The following is a 19,711-nucleotide window of genomic DNA, read 5'->3' on the forward strand; positions in this document are numbered from 1 at the left end:
ATTAAAAGAGTCGGGTCTCTTGTATCCCGGCATTATCCATCATATAACGCCAAAAAGTAAGCGATGACAAACACGTAAAGTGTAAGCAGTCACGGCATCACATTCTGTTAAACGTAAGTTTAGCCGATATACACAAACTCAACCTGACTTTATCGTTATCGATAGCGCAGTGAGCAAGACGCCATAACGTTACCGCTATGGCGTCTGCTTGTGCTTTGTAGTTATTACAGTTTCGCGCTTACCCAGCTTTCAACGCTGGCTAATGCCGCGGGAAGTGCCGCCGCATCCGTACCACCGGCTTGCGCCATGTCCGGACGACCGCCACCTTTGCCACCCACCTGCTGGGCGACCATGCCAATCAGTTCCCCTGCTTTAACACGATCCGTCACATCCTTAGAGACGCCCGCAATCAGAGAAACCTTACCCTCTGCGACCGTTGCCAGCACGATAACCGTCGAACCAAGCTGGTTCTTCAGATCGTCGACCATGGTACGCAGCATCTTAGGCTCAACGCCCGCCAGATCGCTGACCAGCAGTTTGACGCCCTTAATGTCTACCGCTTTGCTGGAGAGGTTTGCGCTCTCCTGCGCCGCAGCCTGTTCTTTCAGCTGCTGGAGTTCTTTTTCCAGCTGACGGGTACGATCCAGCGCGACACGCACTTTTTCGCCCAGGTTCTGACTATCGCCTTTCAGCAGCTGCGCGATCTCGTGCAGTTGGTCGCTCTGCGCATGCAGGCTGGCAATCGCGCCTTCCCCGGTCACCGCCTCAATACGGCGCACGCCTGCCGCCGTCCCCGACTCGGAAACGATGCGGAACAAGCCGATGTCACCGGTGCGGGATGCGTGAGTACCGCCACACAGTTCGGTAGAGAAATCGCCCATGCTCAGCACGCGAACGCGGTCGTCATATTTCTCGCCAAACAGCGCCATCGCACCTTTCTTCTTCGCTGCCTCGAGATCCATGATGTGGGTTTCGATTGGCAGGTTGCGGCGGATCTGGGCATTCACCAGGTCTTCCACCGCACGAATTTCAGACGGCTTCATCGCTTCAAAATGCGAGAAGTCGAAACGCAGCACTTTGTCATTAACCAGAGAACCTTTCTGTGCAACGTGCGTACCCAGCACTTCGCGCAGGGCTGCGTGCATCAGGTGGGTTGCCGAGTGGTTCAGACGAATGCGCGCGCGGCGAGCTTCGTCAACGTTGGCCTGAACGCCCTCGCCCACTTTCAGAGAGCCGGAAACCAGTTTGCCCTGGTGACCAATTGCCTGACCGTATTTCTGGGTATCACTTACGCTGAAGCTGAAGCCATTGCCTTTCAGTTCGCCTTTATCGCCAACCTGGCCGCCCGATTCCGCATAGAAAGGCGTTTTATCCAGGATAACAACCGCGTCCTGACCCGCGCTAATGCTGTCTACGGCTTTACCGTCAACAAACAGCGCGGTCACGTTGCTGGTCAGGGCCAGCTCTTCGTAGCCTTTAAATTCAGACGCGCTATCAACGCGGATCATCGCGTTGTAGTCCGCGCCAAAACCGCTGGATTCACGCGCGCGACGACGCTGCTCTTCCATTGCGGCTTCAAAGCCTGCTTCGTCAACTTTGATGTTGCGCTCGCGGCAAACGTCCGCGGTCAGATCAACCGGGAAGCCGTAGGTGTCGTACAGGCGGAAAGCGGTTTCGCCATCCAGCGTGTCGCCCTTGAGTTTCGCCAGCTCGTCGTCCAGCAGCGCCAGACCGCGTTCCAGCGTACGGGCAAACTGCTCTTCTTCGGTTTTCAGAACCTGTTCAACCTGCGCCTGCTGGCGTTTCAGCTCATCACCAGCAGAGCCCATCACGCCAATCAGTGGCCCAACGAGTTTATAGAAGAAGGTGTCCTTCGCGCCCAACATGTTGCCATGGCGGATCGCACGACGAATGATACGACGCAGCACATAGCCACGGTTTTCATTCGACGGGATAACGCCGTCAGCGATCAGGAACGCACAGGAACGAATATGGTCTGCGATAACGCGCAGTGATTTGTTGCTCAGATCGGTTGCGCCCGTTACCTCAGCAACGGCTTTGATCAGGGTGCTGAACAGGTCAATCTCATAGTTGGAGTTAACGTGTTGCAGAACGGCCGCGATACGCTCAAGGCCCATACCGGTATCTACGGACGGTTTTGGCAGCGGCTCCATGGTGCCGTCGGCCTGACGGTTGAACTGCATGAAGACAATGTTCCAGATCTCAATGTAGCGATCGCCATCTTCTTCCGCGCTTCCCGGAGGGCCGCCCCAGATGTGGTCGCCATGATCGTAGAAGATCTCGGTGCACGGACCGCAAGGGCCGGTGTCGCCCATCTGCCAGAAGTTATCAGACGCGTAAGGCGCGCCTTTGTTGTCACCGATACGGATGATACGTTCGCGAGGGATACCCACTTCTTTTTCCCAGATGTCGAACGCTTCGTCATCGGACTCATACACGGTCACCCACAGACGCTCTTTCGGCAGATTGAACCAGTTTTCACCGGTCAGCAGTTCCCACGCGTATTGAATGGCGTCGTGTTTGAAATAGTCGCCGAAGCTGAAGTTACCCAGCATTTCGAAGAAGGTGTGGTGGCGCGCGGTGTAACCGACGTTTTCCAGATCGTTGTGTTTACCGCCCGCACGCACGCAACGCTGTGAGGTTGTGGCGCGGGAATAATTACGCTTGTCGAGACCAAGGAACACATCCTTGAACTGGTTCATCCCGGCGTTGGTAAACAGCAGAGTCGGGTCATTGTTCGGTACCAGGGAGCTGCTGGCAACAACCTGGTGTCCCTTACTATGGAAAAAATCGAGAAACGCCTGACGGATCTCAGCGGTGCTCTTGCTCATAATTATCCTGAAATCAAGCTAACGAAATGTCGCAGCAGATCTGTATCTGTAAACAGTTGGACGGACCAGCTACTGGAAAAAGTGGGAATAAGATAAGTTTTCTTTAGTGGGAAGTAAAATCCCGCATGCGTTCAATCGGTAAAATTACGCCAGATATCCTGAATATCTTCCATCAGGAAGCCGCGGTAGAGCAAAAAGCGCTGGATTTTAACTTTTTCTGAAAATTCACGCGGCAGCGGCTCACCGTACTTTCGTACCGCGTGCTCACGCGCCAGTTCGCACCAGTCAATTTCACTTTCGCGCAGGGCTTTTTCAATCGATTCACGGGCGACGCCTTTCTGGTTCAGCTCCTGGCGGATACGCGCTGGCCCATAGCCTTTACGACCACGGCTGGCAAGAAAGCGAGCGGCAAAACGGCCGTCATCCAGATAGTGATGCTCGTAGCACCAGGCAACCACGCGGTCATAATCTTCCGCGGTGGCATCAATGTCTTCCGGACCGTTTTTGCTCATGACGGGCGCTGACAGTTTCCGCCGCAGCTCCTGTTCGCTATGGTCACGCACGGCAAGAATACGCACGGCCCGATCCAGCAAGCGTGAGTAGGCTGGTCGGCGTGATGTCGGTTCACTCATAAAAAACCTGTCGATTCAGAAATGCAAAAAGGGCCGCATCAGCAGCCCTTCATTTTTATCCGAGAGGATTAAAAGTCTTCGTTGGTTTCTTCAGCATCCGCGCCGTCGACCACGAAATCAGGTTTAGAGTCCTGGTTGTTCAGCAGGAGTTCACGCACCTTCTTCTCAATCTCTTTCGCCGCCGCCGGGTTCTCTTTCAGCCAGGAGATAGCATTCGCTTTACCCTGACCAATCTTGTCACCGTTGTAGCTGTACCATGCGCCCGCTTTTTCAATCAGCTTCTCTTTCACGCCCAGGTCAACCAGCTCGCCGAGGAAGTTGATACCTTCGCCGTAGAGGATCTGGAACTCAGCCTGTTTGAACGGTGCTGCGATTTTGTTCTTCACAACCTTCACGCGGGTTTCGCTACCGACTACGTTATCCCCCTCTTTCACCGCGCCGATACGGCGGATATCCAGACGGACAGAAGCGTAGAATTTCAGAGCGTTACCGCCGGTGGTGGTTTCCGGGTTACCGAACATTACACCAATTTTCATACGGATCTGGTTGATGAAGATCAGCAGCGTATTGGACTGCTTCAGGTTACCCGCCAGCTTACGCATCGCCTGGCTCATCATACGTGCCGCGAGGCCCATGTGAGAGTCACCGATTTCACCTTCAATTTCCGCTTTTGGTGTCAGCGCCGCAACGGAGTCGACGATGATCACGTCAACCGCACCTGAGCGCGCCAGCGCGTCACAGATTTCCAGTGCCTGCTCGCCGGTGTCCGGCTGGGAGCACAGCAGGTTGTCGATATCAACGCCCAGTTTACGGGCATAGACCGGGTCCAGCGCGTGCTCGGCATCGATAAACGCACAGGTTTTACCTTCGCGCTGTGCCGCCGCAACAACCTGCAACGTCAGGGTAGTTTTACCCGACGATTCCGGACCGTAGATTTCTACGATACGGCCCATCGGCAAACCGCCAGCGCCCAGTGCGATATCAAGAGAAAGCGAACCAGTGGAGATAGTTTCCACATCCATGGAACGGTCTTCACCCAGGCGCATGATGGAGCCTTTACCGAATTGCTTTTCGATCTGGCCCAGTGCTGCCGCCAACGCTTTCTGTTTGTTTTCGTCGATAGCCATTATTACTCCTGTCATGCCGGGAGAAGCAACTGCGCTTCACCATGGACTTCTGTTCTGTTGAGGCAATTATACTGTATAGTCATACAGTATCAAGTATTTTGTAGAAATTGTTGCCAGAGCGTTTTTAACGCGTATTCCGTTGCCTGACGACGCACGCTTTCGCGATCGCCGCTGAAGCATTCCCGGCGGGTGATCCCTTCACCTTTTGAGGTGGCAAAGCCAAACCAGACGGTGCCGACAGGCTTCACGTCGCTGCCGCCGTCCGGCCCCGCGATACCGCTGATGGAGATAGCGTAATCTGCGCGCGCCTCTTTTAGCGCGCCAATCGCCATCTCGATTACCACCGGCTCGCTGACCGCGCCATGCTGCTCAAGCGTGGCTTCACGCACGCCAATCATCTGTGCTTTCGCCTCGTTACTGTAGGTCACAAAGCCGCGTTCAAACCAGGCGGAACTGCCAGCAATATCGGTAATCGCTTTCGCCACCCAGCCGCCGGTGCAGGATTCTGCGGTCGTGAGAGTCGCGCCGCGTTGTTTCAGCGCCAGCCCCACCACTTCGCTTAGCTGCATCAATTCATGGTCAGTCATTCTCGCTCCAGGCCTTAGAAAAACATGCAGCACAAGATAGCACTTTCTCATCAAATATGGGGATGGGCGTCGGGTTTTACGAGGGGGCTTCAGAAAAAAGCCGATGCGGGCGCACCGGCCAGAGAGACGCTTATTTCATGCTGTTAGCGAGGGTGTCCACATTGTGGCGAAACGCCTTGACGTAGGTGTCCGCCACGCCGCCCTTCGCGGACAGCGCTTCCGGGTAAAGTTCACCACCCGGCCGGGCGCCCGTGGCGGTCGCAATCTGCTTCACCAGGCGTGGGTCAAGCTGGGTTTCCATAAACCAGGTTTTCACGCCGTCAGCTTTAATCTGATTGATGATCTCTGCTACCTGCGCCGCGCTGGCTTCACTCTCAGACGACAGCCCCTGCGGCGCCATAAACGTCACGCCGTAGGCGCGGCTGAAATAGCCGAAGGCGTCGTGGCTGGTCAGCACTTTGCGCTTCGCCTGTGGGATGTCGCTGAAACGCTTTTTAGCCCAACCGTCCAGCTGAGAGAGCTGCGCAATATAGGGTTTACCGGTAGCTTCAAGCGCCGCCGTATCTTCAGGATCGGCCTTCACCAGCCCTGAGAGAATATTTTGCGCATACAGCGCGCCGTTCGCCGCGCTGTTCCACGCGTGCGGATCGGTCACGGTTTTACCGTCCTCTTCCAGCGTGTGCGTTTTCACGCCGTCCGAAGCAACCACCAGCTGGCCTTTGAATCCGGAGGCTTTCACCAGACGGTCGAGCCAGCCCTCCAGCCCCAGCCCATTGACCACCACCACGTCAGCTTTACTCAGCGCCGCGCTGTCTTTGGGCGAAGGTTCGAAAGTATGGGGATCACCGTCCGGCCCCACCAGCGTCGTCACCTTCACACGATCGCCGCCAACCTGCTGCGTAATGTCTCCCAGGATGGAAAAGCTGGTCACCACATTAAGCGTTTTCGCCATTACGCCGTGCGTCATCATGCCGAGCGCGAGCGCCACGGCTAATCCTGTACGTTTCATCGTTTCCCCTTGCGTTAAAAAAGCGCCCGCAGGCTATCCGCCAGCCTGCTGCGCGTGCCAAATAAAACTGAAATAAAGAACAATGCGCTGGCGGTCAGCACAATGGAGGGCCCGGCGGGCAGACTCACTGCCCAGGAAAGGCTTAAGCCCAGCCACGCGCAAAAAATACCGCTGATACCCGCCATCAAAAGTAACCCTGGCAGTGTGCGCACCCAGCAGCGTGCCGCCACGGCGGGTAACATCATCAGCCCGACGGCCATCAGCGTGCCGAGCACCTGAAAACCGGCTACCAGGTTGAGCACCAGCAGCGCCAGAAACAGACCGTGTAACATCCCGGGCAGCCAGCGCGCGTTCACCTGCAACCACGCGGTATCAAACGCTTCGCTGACCAGCCCCCGATAAAAAATCGCCAGCGTGAGGAGCGTGAACATGCAAACGCCCGTCACGAACAGGGCTGACGCGCTATCCACGGCGAGAATGGAGCCAAACAGAAGATGAAGCAGATCGACATTTGAACCGCGCAGCGACACCAGCGTGACGCCCAGCGCCAGCGAGCCCAGGTAAAACCCTGCGAAGCTGGCATCCTCTTTAAGCGGCGTGCGGCGGCTGACCAGCCCGGCCACCAGCGCAACGGCGATCCCGGCAATAAACCCGCCGACAGTCATTGCCAGCAGCGACATCCCGCTGAGCAGATAGCCCACCGCGACACCCGGCAAAATGGCGTGAGAAAGGGCGTCCCCCATCAGGCTCATCCGACGCAGTTGAAGAAATACGCCCAGCGCAGTGGTGCTGACGGAGAGCGCCAGGCAAACCACCAGCGCGCGCCGCATAAAGCCGTACTCAATAAACGGCTGGAAGAAGAGATGCCAGATCATGCCACCCTCACCCGCCCGGTTTTCCAGTGCGGCGTATCAGCATCCAGCCGCAGCGTTTGTGGGAAGTGGCGCGAGACGCGTTCGCTGTCGTGCAGTACCGCCAGCAGAGTCTGCCCCTGCATATACATCTCCAGCATCAGATCCATCAGCACGTTGCAGGTCGCTTCATCGACGCCGGTGAAAGGCTCATCCAGCATCACCAGCGGCGCCTGCTGCACCAAAACGCGGGCAAACAGCATGCGCTGAAACTGGCCGCCGGAAAGTTCATCAATGGTGGAGAGCGCCATGGACTCCAGCCCCACGCGCTCCAGCGCGCCGGCAATGCGCATGCGGGTATCCCGACGAAAACCGGCAAACAGTGATATTGCTGGCCAGCAGCCCATACTCACCACGTCCTGCACGGTCAGAGGAAATTGCGCCTCCAGCGCGTGACGCTGCGCCAGCCAGCCCACCACCGGACGTCTCCCCTGCCAGCGAAACGTACCGCTGACGGGCGGAATAAAGCCAGCGAGCGTTTTCAGCAGCGTGGATTTGCCGCAGCCGTTGGCCCCGACGATGGCGGTCATGCTCCCGCGTTCAATCACGCCGGACAGCGCGCGCGTAACGGGCTGACGATCGTAACCCGCCACCAGGTCGTTCATCACGATCATGGCAACGCCACCGCCCAGCGCACGGCCAGGCCGAGAAACAGAATGAGCACCAGCGCCAGCAGCAGCCGAACCGGGGATGAGAGCGAAAACAGGGACATGGATATCTCAATTCAAAAGAATGTTATAACATAACAATAATGAAAGACGATTAAGATGTAAACGGCGGGAGTGAAATGGGAGTGTGGCGAAATGTTTCTGCAAACTTCCCTCTCCCGTGGGAGAGGGTCAGGATACGGGCAGCCATGCCGGGTGGCGGCGTTGCCTTACCCGGCCTACCCGTCGGGGTAGCTTACTGGCTAAACGGTGACGCTGCGGGCACACGCGCCTGAGACACCGCCAGCCCCAGCTGCCATACCGCCATCGCATAGTGCGTGCTGTGGTTGTAGCGGGTAATGGTGTAGAAGTTCGGCAGCCCGAACCAGTACTGATAGCCGGTTCCGACATCCAGGCGCAGCAGGCTCACCTGGTCAACATTGCCCAGCGGCTGCGACGGCGTTAAGCCTGCCGCTGCCAGCTGCGCCACGCTGTATTTGGTTTTAAATCCGTTTTCCAGACCAAACGCCTCGCCGTTCGCCTGCACCGCCACCTGGCCGCCCGGCGTCCAGCCGTGCGCTTTGAAGTAGTTAGCCACGCTGCCAATGGCATCTTCGGGATCCCACAGGTTGATGTGACCATCCCCGTTAAAATCTACCGCGTACTGCTTATAGGATGACGGCATAAACTGGCCGTAGCCCATTGCACCGGCGAACGACCCTTTCAGATCGAGCGGATCGTCCTGTTCGTCTCGCGCCATCAGCAGGAAGGTTTCCAGCTCGGAAGAGAAATACTCGGCGCGGCGCGGGTAGTTGAAGGAGAGCGTCGCCAGCGCATCGAGGATGCGGGTTTTACCCATAATGCGTCCCCAGCGGGTCTCGACCCCAATAATACCGACGATGATCTCCGGCGGCACGCCATAGACCTGCCACGCGCGGTTCAGGGCGTCTTCATACTGATTCCAGAACACCACGCCATTCTGCACGTTGTCCGGGGTAATAAACTGTTTGCGATAGCGCAGCCACGCGCCGTTTGGCCCGGTCGGCACCTGGGCCGTCGGCGCCTGCCTGTCCATCAGGCGCAGCACGTAGTCCAGACGCTTCGCCTGAGACAAAATGGCATGCAGCTGCTGGCGGTCAAAACCGTGCTTGCTCACCATTTTATCGATGAACTGTTCGGCCGCAGGGTTATTCGCGAAGTCGCCGCCCATCTGCATCATATTGTGCTGCGGCTCCAGCAGGAATCCTCCGGAAGGCGCGCCCGCCGTTGGCTGAGCGGCTTCGGTCTTGGGTTTGCTACTACAGGCGGACAGGAGAATAAGCGCAGGCAACAGCGCTGCATAACGACGCTTGAACATGTGGCATCCATTTAACGAGTTCGGTAAGAACCCAGTATGGTAAAGCATCCCCAACTCCTCAAGGAAGCGGTACGCACCTCCTCAGCGCAAATCCGCGCTTTTTTCCACCAAAAATTATTCACCTCACCAATAAACTTTCAAAATAATACATTTTTCTTTCATTGTGAGACCTGATTAACACTTTAAAACCTTTCAAAGTGATTATTATTAGCCGCAGATAGACAAAAACAAACGCCCTACAGGAGAGAAGAATGATAGAAACCATCACCCACGGCGCCGAGTGGTTCATCGGGCTGTTTCAGAAAGGCGGCGAGGTCTTCACCGGCATGGTGACCGGGATCCTGCCCCTGCTGATCAGCCTGCTGGTGATCATGAACGCGCTGATTAACTTTATCGGCCAGCAGCGTATTGAACGCTTCGCCCAGCGCTGTGCCGGCAATCCGCTGTCCCGCTACCTGATCCTGCCCTTCATCGGCACCTTTGTGTTCTGCAACCCGATGACCTTAAGCCTCGGCCGCTTTATGCCAGAGAAGTACAAGCCGAGTTATTACGCCGCCGCCTCCTACAGCTGCCATTCAATGAACGGCCTGTTCCCGCACATTAACCCCGGCGAGCTGTTTGTTTACCTCGGGATTGCCAGCGGTCTCACTACGCTGGGACTGCCGCTCGGCCCGCTGGCAGTGAGCTATCTGCTGGTCGGCCTGGTGACCAACTTCTTCCGCGGCTGGGTAACGGACCTCACTACCGCCATTTTTGAGAAAAAAATGGGCATTCAGCTTGATGAGAAAGTTCAGCTTTCGGGAGCCACAGTATGAACCGGATCCGCATAGAGAAAGGCACGGGCGGCTGGGGCGGCCCTCTGGAGTTCGACGCCACCGAAGGCAAAAAGATCGTCTACATCACCGCAGGCACGCGCCCGGCGATCGTCGACACGCTGCGCGAGCTGACCGGCTGGGAAGCGGTCGACGGCTTCAAAGAGGGCGAGCCGCCGGAAGCGGAAATCGGCGTGGCGGTCATCGACTGCGGCGGCACCCTGCGCTGCGGCATCTATCCGAAGCGCCGCATTCCGACGGTGAATATTCACTCCACGGGCAAGTCAGGCCCGCTGGCGCAGTACATCCTTGAGGATATTTATGTCTCTGGGGTGAAGGAGGACAACATCACGCTGGTGAATGGCACATCCGCGCCGCAAAAAGCGGCCCCGCGCGACTACGACACCAGCAAGAAGATCACCGAGCAGAGCGACGGCCTGCTGGCGAAGGTCGGGATGGGGATGGGGTCCGCCGTGGCGGTGCTGTTCCAGTCCGGGCGCGACACCATCGACACGGTGCTGAAAACCATTCTGCCGTTTATGGCGTTCGTCTCGGCGCTGATCGGCATCATCATGGCCTCCGGCCTCGGCGACTGGATTGCCCACGGCCTCGCCCCGCTCGCCAGCCACCCGCTCGGCCTGGTGACGCTGGCGCTGATCTGCTCCTTCCCGCTGCTGTCGCCGTTTCTTGGCCCGGGCGCGGTGATTGCCCAGGTCATCGGCGTGCTGATTGGCGTGCAGATTGGTCTGGGGAATATTCCCCCGCACCTCGCCCTGCCCGCCCTGTTTGCCATTAACGCTCAGGCGGCGTGCGACTTCATCCCCGTCGGGCTGTCGCTGGCGGAAGCGCGCCAGGAGACCGTGCGCGTGGGCGTCCCCTCCGTGCTGGTGAGCCGCTTCCTGACGGGCGCGCCAACGGTGCTAATTGCCTGGTTTGTCTCCGGCTTTATTTATCAATAAGAGGTTCCTGCCATGACCGTGATTTACCAGACCACCATTACCCGCATCGGCCAGAGCGCGGCCGATGCGCTGAGCGACCAGATGCTGATCACCTTCCGCGAAGGGGCGCCTGCGGATATCGAAGAGTTTTGCTTCATCCACTGCCACGGCGAGCTGAACGGCGAGCTGAAGGCCGGTGGCCAGCTGGAGCTGGGCAAGGCGCGCTATGCCGTAACCGCCGTCGGTGAGGTCGCCGAGCAAAACCTGCGCGAGCTGGGGCACATCACCTTGCGTTTCGACGGCCAGCCGCGGGCGGAGTATCCCGGCACGGTTCACGTTGAGGGGCCGGTTCCGCAGGCTGTCACCCCAGGCTGCACGTTAAAATTTATTTCGTAATAAAGGAGAGACACATGAGTCAGGTTGCCGTTGTCATTGGTGGGGGACAAACCTTAGGCGAGTTCCTCTGCCATGGGCTTGCCGCAGAGGGCTACCGCGTGGCGGTCGTGGATATTCAGAGTGAGAAAGCCGCCCGCGTAGCGGACGCCATCAACACTGAGTTTGGCGAAGGGATGGCGTATGGATTTGGCGCCGACGCCACCAGCGAGCAGAGCGTGATGGCGCTGGCCCGCGGCGTGGATGAGATTTTTGGTCGCACCGATCTGCTGGTCTACAGCGCGGGGATCGCGAAGGCGGCCTTTATCAGCGATTTCGAACTGGGGGATTTTGATCGCTCGTTGCAGGTGAATCTGGTGGGCTATTTCCTCTGCGCCCGCGAATTTTCCCGTCTGATGATCCGCGACGGTATTCAGGGTCGCATCATTCAGATCAACTCAAAATCGGGGAAAGTGGGCAGCAAGCACAACTCCGGCTACAGCGCGGCGAAGTTTGGCGGCGTCGGGCTGACGCAGTCTCTGGCGCTGGATCTGGCCGAATACGGGATTACCGTGCACGCGCTGATGCTGGGTAACCTCCTGAAATCCCCGATGTTCCAGTCCCTGCTGCCGCAGTATGCCGCCAAACTTGGCATCAAAGCGGAGGACGTCGAACAGTACTACATCGACAAAGTGCCGCTGAAGCGCGGGTGCGATTATCAGGACGTGCTGAACATGCTGCTGTTTTACGCCAGCCCGAAAGCCTCGTACTGCACCGGGCAGTCGATTAACGTTACCGGTGGGCAGGTGATGTTCTGATCGAGCGGCCTGATGCCCTCACCCTAACCCTCTCCCACGGGGAGAGGGAACAAAACAAGGAGCCGATATGGTCACTGCACTCATCACCGTCGCCGCCCTCGCCTGGCTTTGCCAGATGGCGTTTGGCGGCTGGCAAATCCGTCAGTTTAACCGCGCCTTTGATGCCCTGTGTCAGAAGGGACGCGTGGGCGTCGGGCGTTCCGGCGGACGCTTCAAACCGCGAGTTGTCGTCGCTGTTGCGCTGGATGAAAACAATAAGGTCTGCGATTCCCTCATCATGCGCGGCGTAACGGTGTTTGCCCGTCCGACCAAAATCCAGGCGATCAACGGCATTTCGCTGCATGAATTACAACCTGATGTGATCTTCCCCCATGATTCACTCTGTCAGAATGCACTATCATTAGCGCTTAATCTGAAACATGGATAATTTCGTTGTGAAAGTTATAAACTTGCGGAATTATCATTTCGCAACGTAAGGAACGAAGCGCCTATGAAACCACGTCAGCGGCAGGCGGCCATACTTGAGCATCTGCAAAAGCAGGGAAAGTGCTCGGTAGAGGATCTGGCCCACTACTTTGACACCACCGGCACGACAATACGCAAGGACCTGGTGTTGCTCGAAAACTCCGGCGCCGTCATTCGTACCTACGGCGGCGTGGTGCTCAATAAAGACGAAGCCGACCCGCCTATCGACCACAAAACGCTGATCAATACCCACCAGAAAGCGCTGATTGCCGAAGCCGCCGTCAAATTTATCCAGGACGGCGATTCCATTATCCTCGACGCAGGCAGTACCGTCCTACAGATGATCCCGCTGCTCAGCCGCTTTAATAACATCACCGTGATGACCAACAGCCTGCACATCGTCAATGCCCTGTCAGAGTTCGACAGCGAGCAGACCATCCTGATGCCCGGTGGCACCTTCCGTAAAAAATCGGCGTCGTTTCACGGGCAACTGGCGGAGAATGCCTTCGACCACTTCAGCTTCGATAAGCTGTTTATGGGCACCGACGGCATCGACCTCAACGCGGGCGTGACCACCTTCAACGAGGTGTTCAGCGTCAGCAAAGCGATGTGCAACGCCGCGCGGGAAGTAATTTTGATGGCGGACTCGTCGAAGTTTGGCCGTAAAAGCCCCAACATTGTCTGTAGCCTTGAAAGCGTCGATAAGCTGATTACCGACGCAGGTATCGATCCGGCATTTAAAAAAGCGCTGGAAGCGAAGGGCATCGACGTGATCGTAACCGGAGAGAAAAATGAGTGATTTTCTGTTAAACGCAGGCCGTCAGACCCTGCTGCTGGAGCTACAGGAAGCCAGCCGCCTGCCGGAGCGTCTGGGTGAAGATTTTGTTCGTGCAGCCAACACCATTATCCACTGCGAGGGCAAAGTGATCGTGGCGGGTATCGGTAAATCCGGTCATATCGGCAAGAAGATTGCCGCGACGCTTGCCAGCACCGGCACCCCGTCGTTCTTCGTGCATCCTGCCGAAGCGCTGCACGGCGATCTGGGGATGATCGAAAGCCGCGACGTGATGCTGTTTATCTCCTACTCCGGTTCAGCCAAAGAGCTGGATCTCATCATCCCTCGCCTGCAAGAAAAATCGGTGGCCCTGTTAGCGATGACCGGCAAATCCCGTTCGCCGCTGGCGCTGGCCGCGAAAGCAACGCTGGATATTTCCGTTGAGCGCGAAGCCTGCCCGATGCACCTGGCACCGACCTCCAGCACCGTCAACACCCTGATGATGGGCGACGCCCTGGCGATGGCGGTGATGCAGGCGCGCGGTTTTAACGAAGAGGATTTCGCCCGTTCGCATCCGGCAGGTGCGCTCGGCGCACGCCTGCTCAACAAGGTTCACCACCTGATGTGCACCGACGATGCCATTCCGCAGGTTAAACTCGACACCAGCGTGATGGACGCCATGCTGGAGCTGAGCCGCACCGGGCTGGGGCTGGTTGCGGTATGCGACAACGACCGTCAGGTGAAGGGCGTCTTCACCGACGGCGACCTGCGCCGCTGGCTGGTGGGCGGTGGCAGGCTGGAAACAAACGTGTCGGAAGCCATGACCAAAGGCGGGCTGACGCTGAATGCCGACAGCCGCGCCATTGAAGCCAAAGAGGTGCTGATGAAGCGCAAAATCACCGCCGCGCCGGTGGTGGACGAGCACGGCAGGCTGTGCGGCGCGATCAACCTGCAAGACTTCTACCAGGCGGGGATTATTTAACTCTTCAGCCCCAGACGTTTCGCCAGCCTGTGAAGGTTGGCGACGTCCATCTCCAGCGCCCGCGCGCATGCCGCCCAGCTGCGGTTATTATGCTCCAGCGCGCGGGTGATCATCTGACGCTGGAACGCATCCGTCGCCTCGCGCAGATTTTCGTTCACGCTCTCAGGTATCACCGGCTTCACGGACGGCGTCGTTTCCTCATGCAGCGCGAAATGGCGCGCATGAATAACCACTTCATCCCCCGAACGCGTAGCCCGCGCCAGCACCACCGCGCGGTGAATCGCATGTTCCAGCTCACGCACGTTACCCGGCCAGCCGTAGCTCAGCAGGTGCGTCCTCGCGCCGGGGCTTAGCACCACGCGGGAAAGCCCCATTTTGAGCCGACACTGTTCGCAGAAAAAGCCCGCCAGCAGCACCACATCCTCGCCCCGCTCGCGCAGCGGCGGCACCGTAATCGGGAACACGCTCAGACGGTGGAACAGATCGGCGCGGAAATTCCCCGCCAGCACCTCTTCGCGCAGATCGCGGTTCGTCGCCGCCAGCACGCGCACATCCACGCGTAAGCTGCGATCGTCACCCACGCGTTGAATATCGCCATACTGCAACACCCGCAGCAGTTTGGCCTGGAGCGAAAGGGAGAGTTCGCCAATTTCATCGAGGAACAGCGTGCCGTTATCAGCCATTTCGAACTTGCCGCTGCGGTTGCTGATCGCCCCGGTAAAGGCCCCTTTGACGTGTCCGAACAGCTCGCTTTCCGCCACGCTTTCCGGCAACGCCGCGCAGTTGAGATAGACCAGCGGATTCACCGCACGGGGCGAGGCTTCGTGGATCGCTTTTGCCACCAGCTCTTTACCGGTGCCGGTCTCCCCGAAGATCAGCACGTTCAAATCAGACGCGGCGACAATCTCAATCTCTTTTTTGAGCTGCGCCATGCCCGGCGAAAGGCCGATCATTTCGGTGTGCGCCACCTGCTCAAACGCCGTCGGGCTACCCGGAAGAATATTCTGGCTCTCCAGCTGTTCTATCAGCAGGGCGTTGTTCAGCGCCCCGGCCGCCAGCGCGGCAATCAGCCGTAGCTCTTCGTCGCTGAAGGTATCGAACTGATCAGGCGACATGCCGTCGAGGGTTAACGCGCCAATCAGGTTCTGCCCGGCAAACAGCGGCAGGCCGATACAGGCGTGCACCTTCAGGCTCTCCTGTCCGGGGATCAGGCCGTCGTACGGGTCGGGCAGATCGCTGTCTGCCGGAAAACGCACCACGTCACCCGCACGGGCGATAGTTTCCAGACGCGGGTGGCCCTCCAGGGTAAAGCGCCGCCCGAGTACGTCCTTCGCCAGACCGTCGATAGCCAGCGGAATAAACTGCCGCCCTTCGTAACGCAGCAGCGCCGAGGCATCGCAATCCAGCACGTGGCGCAACGTGGAGATCAGCCGCTGAAAGCGGTCCTGATGACCAATACCGGTTTGCAGTTCTATGGCGATCTTCGCCAGCACATCTACGGAAAAGCTCATCTCTGCCTCACTGTCATTTTGACAATGCATAGTGTCATATTGACAATTTTTAAGATAGTCAAAATGACTACCCATTAGGGAGCATCAAAATATAAATACATTATTTTCAATGAGTTAAAAAGTTGGCACGCAACTTGATATATGACAGTCATCTTATTTGAAAACGCCGTATTAAGTTGAGGTTGCTATGTCTATTCTGGTTAAAAATAACATTCATTGGGTGGGTCAACGTGACTGGGAAGTACGTGATTTTCACGGGACGGAATACAAAACGCTGCGCGGCAGCAGCTACAACAGCTATCTCATTCGTGAAGGTAAAAACGTCCTGATCGATACCGTCGATCACAAATTCAGCCGCGAGTTCGTGCAGAACCTGCGCAGCGAAATCGATCTGAATGAGATCGACTACATCATCATCAACCACGCGGAAGAGGATCATGCCGGGGCGCTGACCGAGCTGATGTCCCACATTCCGGATACCCCAATCTACTGCACCACCAACGCCATTGACTCCATCAACGGTCACCACCACCATCCGGAGTGGAACTTCCACACCGTGAAAACCGGCGACACGCTGGATATCGGCAATGGCAAACAGCTGATCTTCGTGGAAACCCCAATGCTGCACTGGCCGGACAGCATGATGACCTACATGACCGGTGACGCGGTGCTGTTCAGTAACGACGCCTTCGGCCAGCACTACTGCGACGAACGTCTGTTCAACGACGAAGTGGATCAGACCGAGCTGTTCGAACAGTGCCAGCGCTACTACGCCAACATCCTGACCCCGTTCAGCCGTCTGGTCACGCCAAAAATCACCGAGATCCTCGGCTTCAACCTGCCGGTGGATATGATTGCCACCTCCCACGGCGTGGTATGGCGTGAAAATCCAACCCAGATTGTCGAACTGTACCTGAAGTGGGCGGCGGACTATCAGGAAGATCGCATCACCATCTTCTACGACACCATGTCCAACAACACCCGCATGATGGCGGACGCCATTGCCCAGGGCATCAACGAAGTGGACCCGAACGTGGCGGTGAAAATCTTCAACGTGGCGCGCAGCGATAAGAATGAGGTACTGACCAACGTCTTCCGCTCCAAAGGCGTGCTGGTGGGTACCTCCACCATGAATAACGTGATGATGCCGAAAATTGCCGGACTGGTGGAAGAGATGACCGGCCTGCGCTTTCGTAACAAACGCGCCAGCGCCTTTGGTTCACACGGCTGGAGCGGCGGCGCGGTAGACCGTCTCTCCACCCGTTTACAGGATGCCGGTTTTGAGATGTCCCTGAGCCTGAAGGCGAAATGGCGTCCGGATCTCGACGCGCTGGAAATCTGTCGCCAGCACGGTCGCGACATTGCCCGCCAGTGGGCGCTTGCGCCGCTGCCGGAAACCGCACCCGCCGCAGCGGTTACGCCGGAAGCCGTAGCAGAAGCCGCTCCTGCCGCTGCCGACCTCGGCCCTTGCATGCAGTGCAGCGTCTGCCAGTGGATTTACGATCCTGAGCTGGGCGAGCCGTTGCAGGATGTCGCGCCGGGTACGCCGTGGAGCGAGGTGCCGGACAACTTCCTCTGCCCGGAATGTTCCCTCGGGAAAGACGTCTTTGATGAACTGGCAACGGAGGCAAAATGAGCCACGGCATCGTCATTATCGGCTCGGGCTTTGCCGCCCGCCAGCTGGTGAAAAATATCCGCAAACAGGATGCTAACGTGCCGTTGACGGTGATCGCCGCCGACAGCATGGATGAGTACAACAAGCCTGATTTAAGCCACGTCATTAGCCAGAATCAGCGCGCCGACGATCTCACCCGCCAGACGGCGGGGGAGTTTGCCGAACAGTTTAACCTGCGTCTGTTTCCGTACACCTGGGTCACCGATATCGACGCCGACGCCCACGTGGTGAACGCGAAAGATAAAACCTGGCAGTACGACAAGCTGGTGCTGGCGACGGGGGCATCGGCGTTTGTGCCGCCGGTTGAGGGCCGCGAGCTGATGGTCACGCTCAACAGCCAGCAGGAGTATCAGGCCAGCGAGACCCTGTTACGCGACGCCACGCGGGTGATGATTGTCGGCGGCGGGCTGATTGGCACCGAGCTGGCGATGGACTTCTGCCGGGCGGGAAAATCCGTCACCCTGGTTGACCACGCGGCCAGCATTCTGTCAGCGCTGATGCCAGCAGAAGTAAGCAGTCGCTTACAGCATCGTCTGACCGACATGGGCGTGCATCTGCTGCTGAAATCGCAGTTGCAGAGCCTGAGCAAAACCGAAACCGGCATTTGTGCGACGCTCGACCGCAACCGCAGCGTTGAAGTGGATGTGGTTATTGCGGCGACGGGGTTGCGCCCGGAAACCGCGCTGGCGCACCGCGCAGGCGCAGAGATCAATCGCGGCGTGAAGGTGGACAGCTACCTGCAAACCACCCAGCCGGACATTTATGCCCTGGGCGACTGCGCGGAAATTAACGGCCAGGTGCTGCCGTTCCTGCAACCGATTCAGTTAAGCGCCATGTTCCTGGCGAAAAACCTGCTCGGCGGCAACGCCCCGGTGAAATTACCCGCCATGCTGGTGAAGGTAAAAACGCCGGAACTACCGCTGCATCTCGCAGGTGAAACGCAACGTCAGGATCTGGACTGGCAGATTGCCCTTTCGCCTCAGGGCATGGTGGCGCGCGGCACCGATACCGACGGTCAGATGCGCGCCTTTGTCGTCAGCGAAGACAGAATGAAGGAGGCCTTCGCGCTGCTGAAATCGCTACCAGCTTAACCCTCGTCATGCCGGGTGGCGCTCCGCTTACCCGGCCTACAGTACTGCCACGCTTACTTAACCTTTGGATTCTGTTGTCCACCGCCCCGATGTCCCGGGGCTTTTTTTATGGCTACACTTTCAGCGTCAGGAGCGCACCACCAGCGCGTCATATCCGCGCCAGCGGTAATTCGCCATCGAGATCAGCCAGCAGGCGACAAACAGCCCGACCACCACAAATCCGGCATCGCCCAGGTTGTCGTTCACCGCGCCAATCAGATCCCACACGCCGCCGCTGAGGGAGAACTTGTCCATCAGCAGACCCAGCGCTTCCAGGCCGCCGATAAACAGCGCCACCACCACCGAAGTGCCGGTGATGGTCATGTTGTAGTAGAGCTTGCGCTGCGGCTTGTTGAACGCCCAGCCGTAGGCACCCACCATCAGCAGGTTATCGAGCGTATCCACCAGCGCCATGCCGCTGGCGAAGAGCGCCGGGAAGATCATGATCGACCACACCGACATCCCGCTGGAGGCGCTGGCGGCGGAGATCCCCAGCACGCCGATTTCGGTGGCGGTGTCGAACCCCAGGCCGAACAGGAAACCGACCAGGTACATCTGCCAGCTTTTATTGACGAGGCGGAAGGTTTTGCCGAACAGCCAGTTCATGACGCCGCCCTGTGCAGGCAGCGTGATGTCGCCCTGCACGGGCCTGCCATGTTTCAGCGCCTGAAAACTGCGCCAGACGCCGCGCAGGATCACCATATTCACCAGCGCCATCGCCAGCAGGAAGGTGGCGGAGACGGCGGTGCCAATCAGGCTGCCGGTTTCGTGGAACCATGCCATGTTTTTCTGAAACGCCGTGGCGGTAGCGGCAATAGCAATGGAGGCCAGCACCACGATGGTGGAGTGTCCGAGGGAGAACCATGCGCCCACGCCGGACGGGCGCTTGCCCTGCTGCATCATTTTACGCGTCACGGTATCAATCGCGGCGATATGGTCGGCATCCACCGCATGACGCAGTCCGTAACACCAGGCCAGCAGGCTGGCCGCCATCAGCGCCGTACTGCCGCTAAAGGTGTGCCACGCCAGCCCCCAGACCAGCAGGTTAGCCATCCCGAGAGCCAGCAGCAGGCACGCTGCACGAGGTTCATTGCGTAAAAGTCGTAACATT

General features: G+C 58.0%; 19 protein-coding genes. 9 read left to right on the forward strand and 10 right to left on the reverse strand.

The window, feature by feature from the left end; genetic code table 11:
* Nucleotides 1-224: 224 nt before the first annotated feature.
* From alaS to mltB, 8 genes are all read right to left on the reverse strand, one after another.
* Nucleotides 225-2,852: an alanine--tRNA ligase gene (gene alaS / locus ACOTW6_RS18275; RefSeq protein ID WP_421766273.1), complete on the reverse strand. Its 2,628-nt coding sequence runs from the start codon at nt 2,850-2,852 to the stop codon at nt 225-227.
* A 131-nt stretch (nt 2,853-2,983) separates the two neighbouring features.
* Complete coding sequence (gene recX, locus ACOTW6_RS18280) at nt 2,984-3,484, reverse strand: recombination regulator RecX (protein WP_121478656.1); 501 nt, start codon at nt 3,482-3,484, stop codon at nt 2,984-2,986.
* Nucleotides 3,485-3,552: 68 nt separating this feature from the next.
* Entirely contained in the window at nt 3,553-4,611 is a 1,059-nt protein-coding gene (recA, locus tag ACOTW6_RS18285; RefSeq protein ID WP_015571667.1) for a recombinase RecA, read from the reverse strand.
* 89 nt (nt 4,612-4,700) lie between these two features.
* On the reverse strand, nt 4,701-5,198 hold the full coding sequence (gene pncC / locus ACOTW6_RS18290; protein WP_003862172.1) for a nicotinamide-nucleotide amidase: 498 nt from the start codon (nt 5,196-5,198) through the stop codon (nt 4,701-4,703).
* 130 nt (nt 5,199-5,328) lie between these two features.
* On the reverse strand, nt 5,329-6,207 hold the full coding sequence (locus ACOTW6_RS18295) for a metal ABC transporter substrate-binding protein (protein ID WP_121478654.1): 879 nt from the start codon (nt 6,205-6,207) through the stop codon (nt 5,329-5,331).
* Between the two features lie 14 nt (nt 6,208-6,221).
* Entirely contained in the window at nt 6,222-7,082 is an 861-nt protein-coding gene (locus ACOTW6_RS18300; protein WP_015571669.1) for a metal ABC transporter permease, read from the reverse strand.
* Nucleotides 7,079-7,732, reverse strand: a complete 654-nt coding sequence (locus tag ACOTW6_RS18305) for a metal ABC transporter ATP-binding protein (RefSeq protein WP_121478652.1) — start codon at nt 7,730-7,732, stop codon at nt 7,079-7,081. Before ACOTW6_RS18305 ends, ACOTW6_RS18300 begins: the two co-directional genes overlap by 4 nt.
* 289 nt (nt 7,733-8,021) lie before the next feature.
* Entirely contained in the window at nt 8,022-9,122 is a 1,101-nt protein-coding gene (gene mltB, locus ACOTW6_RS18310) for a lytic murein transglycosylase B (protein WP_015571672.1), read from the reverse strand.
* Between the two features lie 251 nt (nt 9,123-9,373).
* On the opposite strand from mltB, the gene srlA reads away from it, so the two are divergent.
* The 7 genes from srlA (at nt 9,374) to gutQ (ending at nt 14,284) form a co-directional block, all read left to right on the forward strand.
* A complete protein-coding gene (srlA, locus tag ACOTW6_RS18315; RefSeq protein ID WP_015571673.1) occupies nt 9,374-9,937 on the forward strand; it encodes a PTS glucitol/sorbitol transporter subunit IIC in 564 nt (187 codons plus the stop codon).
* Nucleotides 9,934-10,893 (forward strand): PTS glucitol/sorbitol transporter subunit IIB, encoded by a 960-nt coding sequence (gene srlE / locus ACOTW6_RS18320; protein WP_047052123.1) that lies wholly within the window; start codon nt 9,934-9,936, stop codon nt 10,891-10,893. The genes srlA and srlE overlap by 4 nt, the downstream gene beginning before the upstream one ends.
* A gap of 12 nt (nt 10,894-10,905) precedes the next feature.
* A complete protein-coding gene (gene srlB / locus ACOTW6_RS18325) occupies nt 10,906-11,268 on the forward strand; it encodes a PTS glucitol/sorbitol transporter subunit IIA (protein ID WP_017382785.1) in 363 nt (120 codons plus the stop codon).
* Nucleotides 11,269-11,282: 14 nt separating this feature from the next.
* Entirely contained in the window at nt 11,283-12,062 is a 780-nt protein-coding gene (gene srlD, locus ACOTW6_RS18330) for a sorbitol-6-phosphate dehydrogenase (RefSeq protein WP_017382786.1), read from the forward strand.
* Nucleotides 12,063-12,129: 67 nt separating this feature from the next.
* Nucleotides 12,130-12,489: a transcriptional regulator GutM gene (gutM, locus tag ACOTW6_RS18335; RefSeq protein WP_047052125.1), complete on the forward strand. Its 360-nt coding sequence runs from the start codon at nt 12,130-12,132 to the stop codon at nt 12,487-12,489.
* 63 nt (nt 12,490-12,552) lie between these two features.
* A complete protein-coding gene (gene srlR / locus ACOTW6_RS18340) occupies nt 12,553-13,326 on the forward strand; it encodes a glucitol operon DNA-binding transcriptional repressor SrlR (protein ID WP_015571676.1) in 774 nt (257 codons plus the stop codon).
* Nucleotides 13,319-14,284 carry an arabinose-5-phosphate isomerase GutQ gene (gutQ, locus tag ACOTW6_RS18345; protein WP_121478651.1) on the forward strand — a complete coding sequence of 322 codons (966 nt, stop codon included), beginning with the start codon at nt 13,319-13,321 and terminating at the stop codon, nt 14,282-14,284. Before srlR ends, gutQ begins: the two co-directional genes overlap by 8 nt.
* Here the strand turns inward: gutQ and norR are convergent.
* Nucleotides 14,281-15,795: a nitric oxide reductase transcriptional regulator NorR gene (gene norR / locus ACOTW6_RS18350; RefSeq protein WP_062933545.1), complete on the reverse strand. Its 1,515-nt coding sequence runs from the start codon at nt 15,793-15,795 to the stop codon at nt 14,281-14,283. The genes gutQ and norR overlap by 4 nt on opposite strands.
* 187 nt (nt 15,796-15,982) lie before the next feature.
* On the opposite strand from norR, the gene norV reads away from it, so the two are divergent.
* Both norV and norW read left to right on the forward strand, forming a co-directional pair.
* Entirely contained in the window at nt 15,983-17,431 is a 1,449-nt protein-coding gene (norV, locus tag ACOTW6_RS18355) for an anaerobic nitric oxide reductase flavorubredoxin (RefSeq protein ID WP_040118028.1), read from the forward strand.
* A complete protein-coding gene (norW, locus tag ACOTW6_RS18360; protein ID WP_063132954.1) occupies nt 17,428-18,561 on the forward strand; it encodes an NADH:flavorubredoxin reductase NorW in 1,134 nt (377 codons plus the stop codon). The genes norV and norW overlap by 4 nt, the downstream gene beginning before the upstream one ends.
* 126 nt (nt 18,562-18,687) lie before the next feature.
* Here norW and ACOTW6_RS18365 read toward each other — a convergent pair whose 3' ends face one another.
* Complete coding sequence (locus tag ACOTW6_RS18365) at nt 18,688-19,710, reverse strand: HoxN/HupN/NixA family nickel/cobalt transporter (protein ID WP_213789213.1); 1,023 nt, start codon at nt 19,708-19,710, stop codon at nt 18,688-18,690.
* Nucleotide 19,711 lies beyond the last annotated feature (1 nt).

Source organism: Enterobacter cloacae complex sp. IR5403 (assembly GCF_049238705.1).
GTDB classification, from domain to species: domain Bacteria; phylum Pseudomonadota; class Gammaproteobacteria; order Enterobacterales; family Enterobacteriaceae; genus Enterobacter; species Enterobacter hormaechei_C.

Excerpts from the sequence above, each read along its gene's own strand:
- gutQ (WP_121478651.1), top strand. The coding sequence starts at position 13,319 with ATGAGTGATTTTCTGTTAAACGCAGGCCGTCAGACCCTGCTGCTGGAG.
- recA (WP_015571667.1), bottom strand. The coding sequence starts at position 4,611 with ATGGCTATCGACGAAAACAAACAGAAAGCGTTGGCGGCAGCACTGGGC.
- norW (WP_063132954.1), top strand. The coding sequence starts at position 17,428 with ATGAGCCACGGCATCGTCATTATCGGCTCGGGCTTTGCCGCCCGCCAG.
- srlB (WP_017382785.1), top strand. The coding sequence starts at position 10,906 with ATGACCGTGATTTACCAGACCACCATTACCCGCATCGGCCAGAGCGCG.
- recX (WP_121478656.1), bottom strand. The coding sequence starts at position 3,484 with ATGAGTGAACCGACATCACGCCGACCAGCCTACTCACGCTTGCTGGAT.
- ACOTW6_RS18295 (WP_121478654.1), bottom strand. The coding sequence starts at position 6,207 with ATGAAACGTACAGGATTAGCCGTGGCGCTCGCGCTCGGCATGATGACG.
- ACOTW6_RS18305 (WP_121478652.1), bottom strand. The coding sequence starts at position 7,732 with ATGATCGTGATGAACGACCTGGTGGCGGGTTACGATCGTCAGCCCGTT.
- gutM (WP_047052125.1), top strand. The coding sequence starts at position 12,130 with ATGGTCACTGCACTCATCACCGTCGCCGCCCTCGCCTGGCTTTGCCAG.
- pncC (WP_003862172.1), bottom strand. The coding sequence starts at position 5,198 with ATGACTGACCATGAATTGATGCAGCTAAGCGAAGTGGTGGGGCTGGCG.
- norR (WP_062933545.1), bottom strand. The coding sequence starts at position 15,795 with ATGAGCTTTTCCGTAGATGTGCTGGCGAAGATCGCCATAGAACTGCAA.
- ACOTW6_RS18300 (WP_015571669.1), bottom strand. The coding sequence starts at position 7,082 with ATGATCTGGCATCTCTTCTTCCAGCCGTTTATTGAGTACGGCTTTATG.
- mltB (WP_015571672.1), bottom strand. The coding sequence starts at position 9,122 with ATGTTCAAGCGTCGTTATGCAGCGCTGTTGCCTGCGCTTATTCTCCTG.
- srlE (WP_047052123.1), top strand. The coding sequence starts at position 9,934 with ATGAACCGGATCCGCATAGAGAAAGGCACGGGCGGCTGGGGCGGCCCT.
- ACOTW6_RS18365 (WP_213789213.1), bottom strand. The coding sequence starts at position 19,710 with ATGTTACGACTTTTACGCAATGAACCTCGTGCAGCGTGCCTGCTGCTG.
- srlD (WP_017382786.1), top strand. The coding sequence starts at position 11,283 with ATGAGTCAGGTTGCCGTTGTCATTGGTGGGGGACAAACCTTAGGCGAG.
- alaS (WP_421766273.1), bottom strand. The coding sequence starts at position 2,852 with ATGAGCAAGAGCACCGCTGAGATCCGTCAGGCGTTTCTCGATTTTTTC.
- srlR (WP_015571676.1), top strand. The coding sequence starts at position 12,553 with ATGAAACCACGTCAGCGGCAGGCGGCCATACTTGAGCATCTGCAAAAG.
- srlA (WP_015571673.1), top strand. The coding sequence starts at position 9,374 with ATGATAGAAACCATCACCCACGGCGCCGAGTGGTTCATCGGGCTGTTT.
- norV (WP_040118028.1), top strand. The coding sequence starts at position 15,983 with ATGTCTATTCTGGTTAAAAATAACATTCATTGGGTGGGTCAACGTGAC.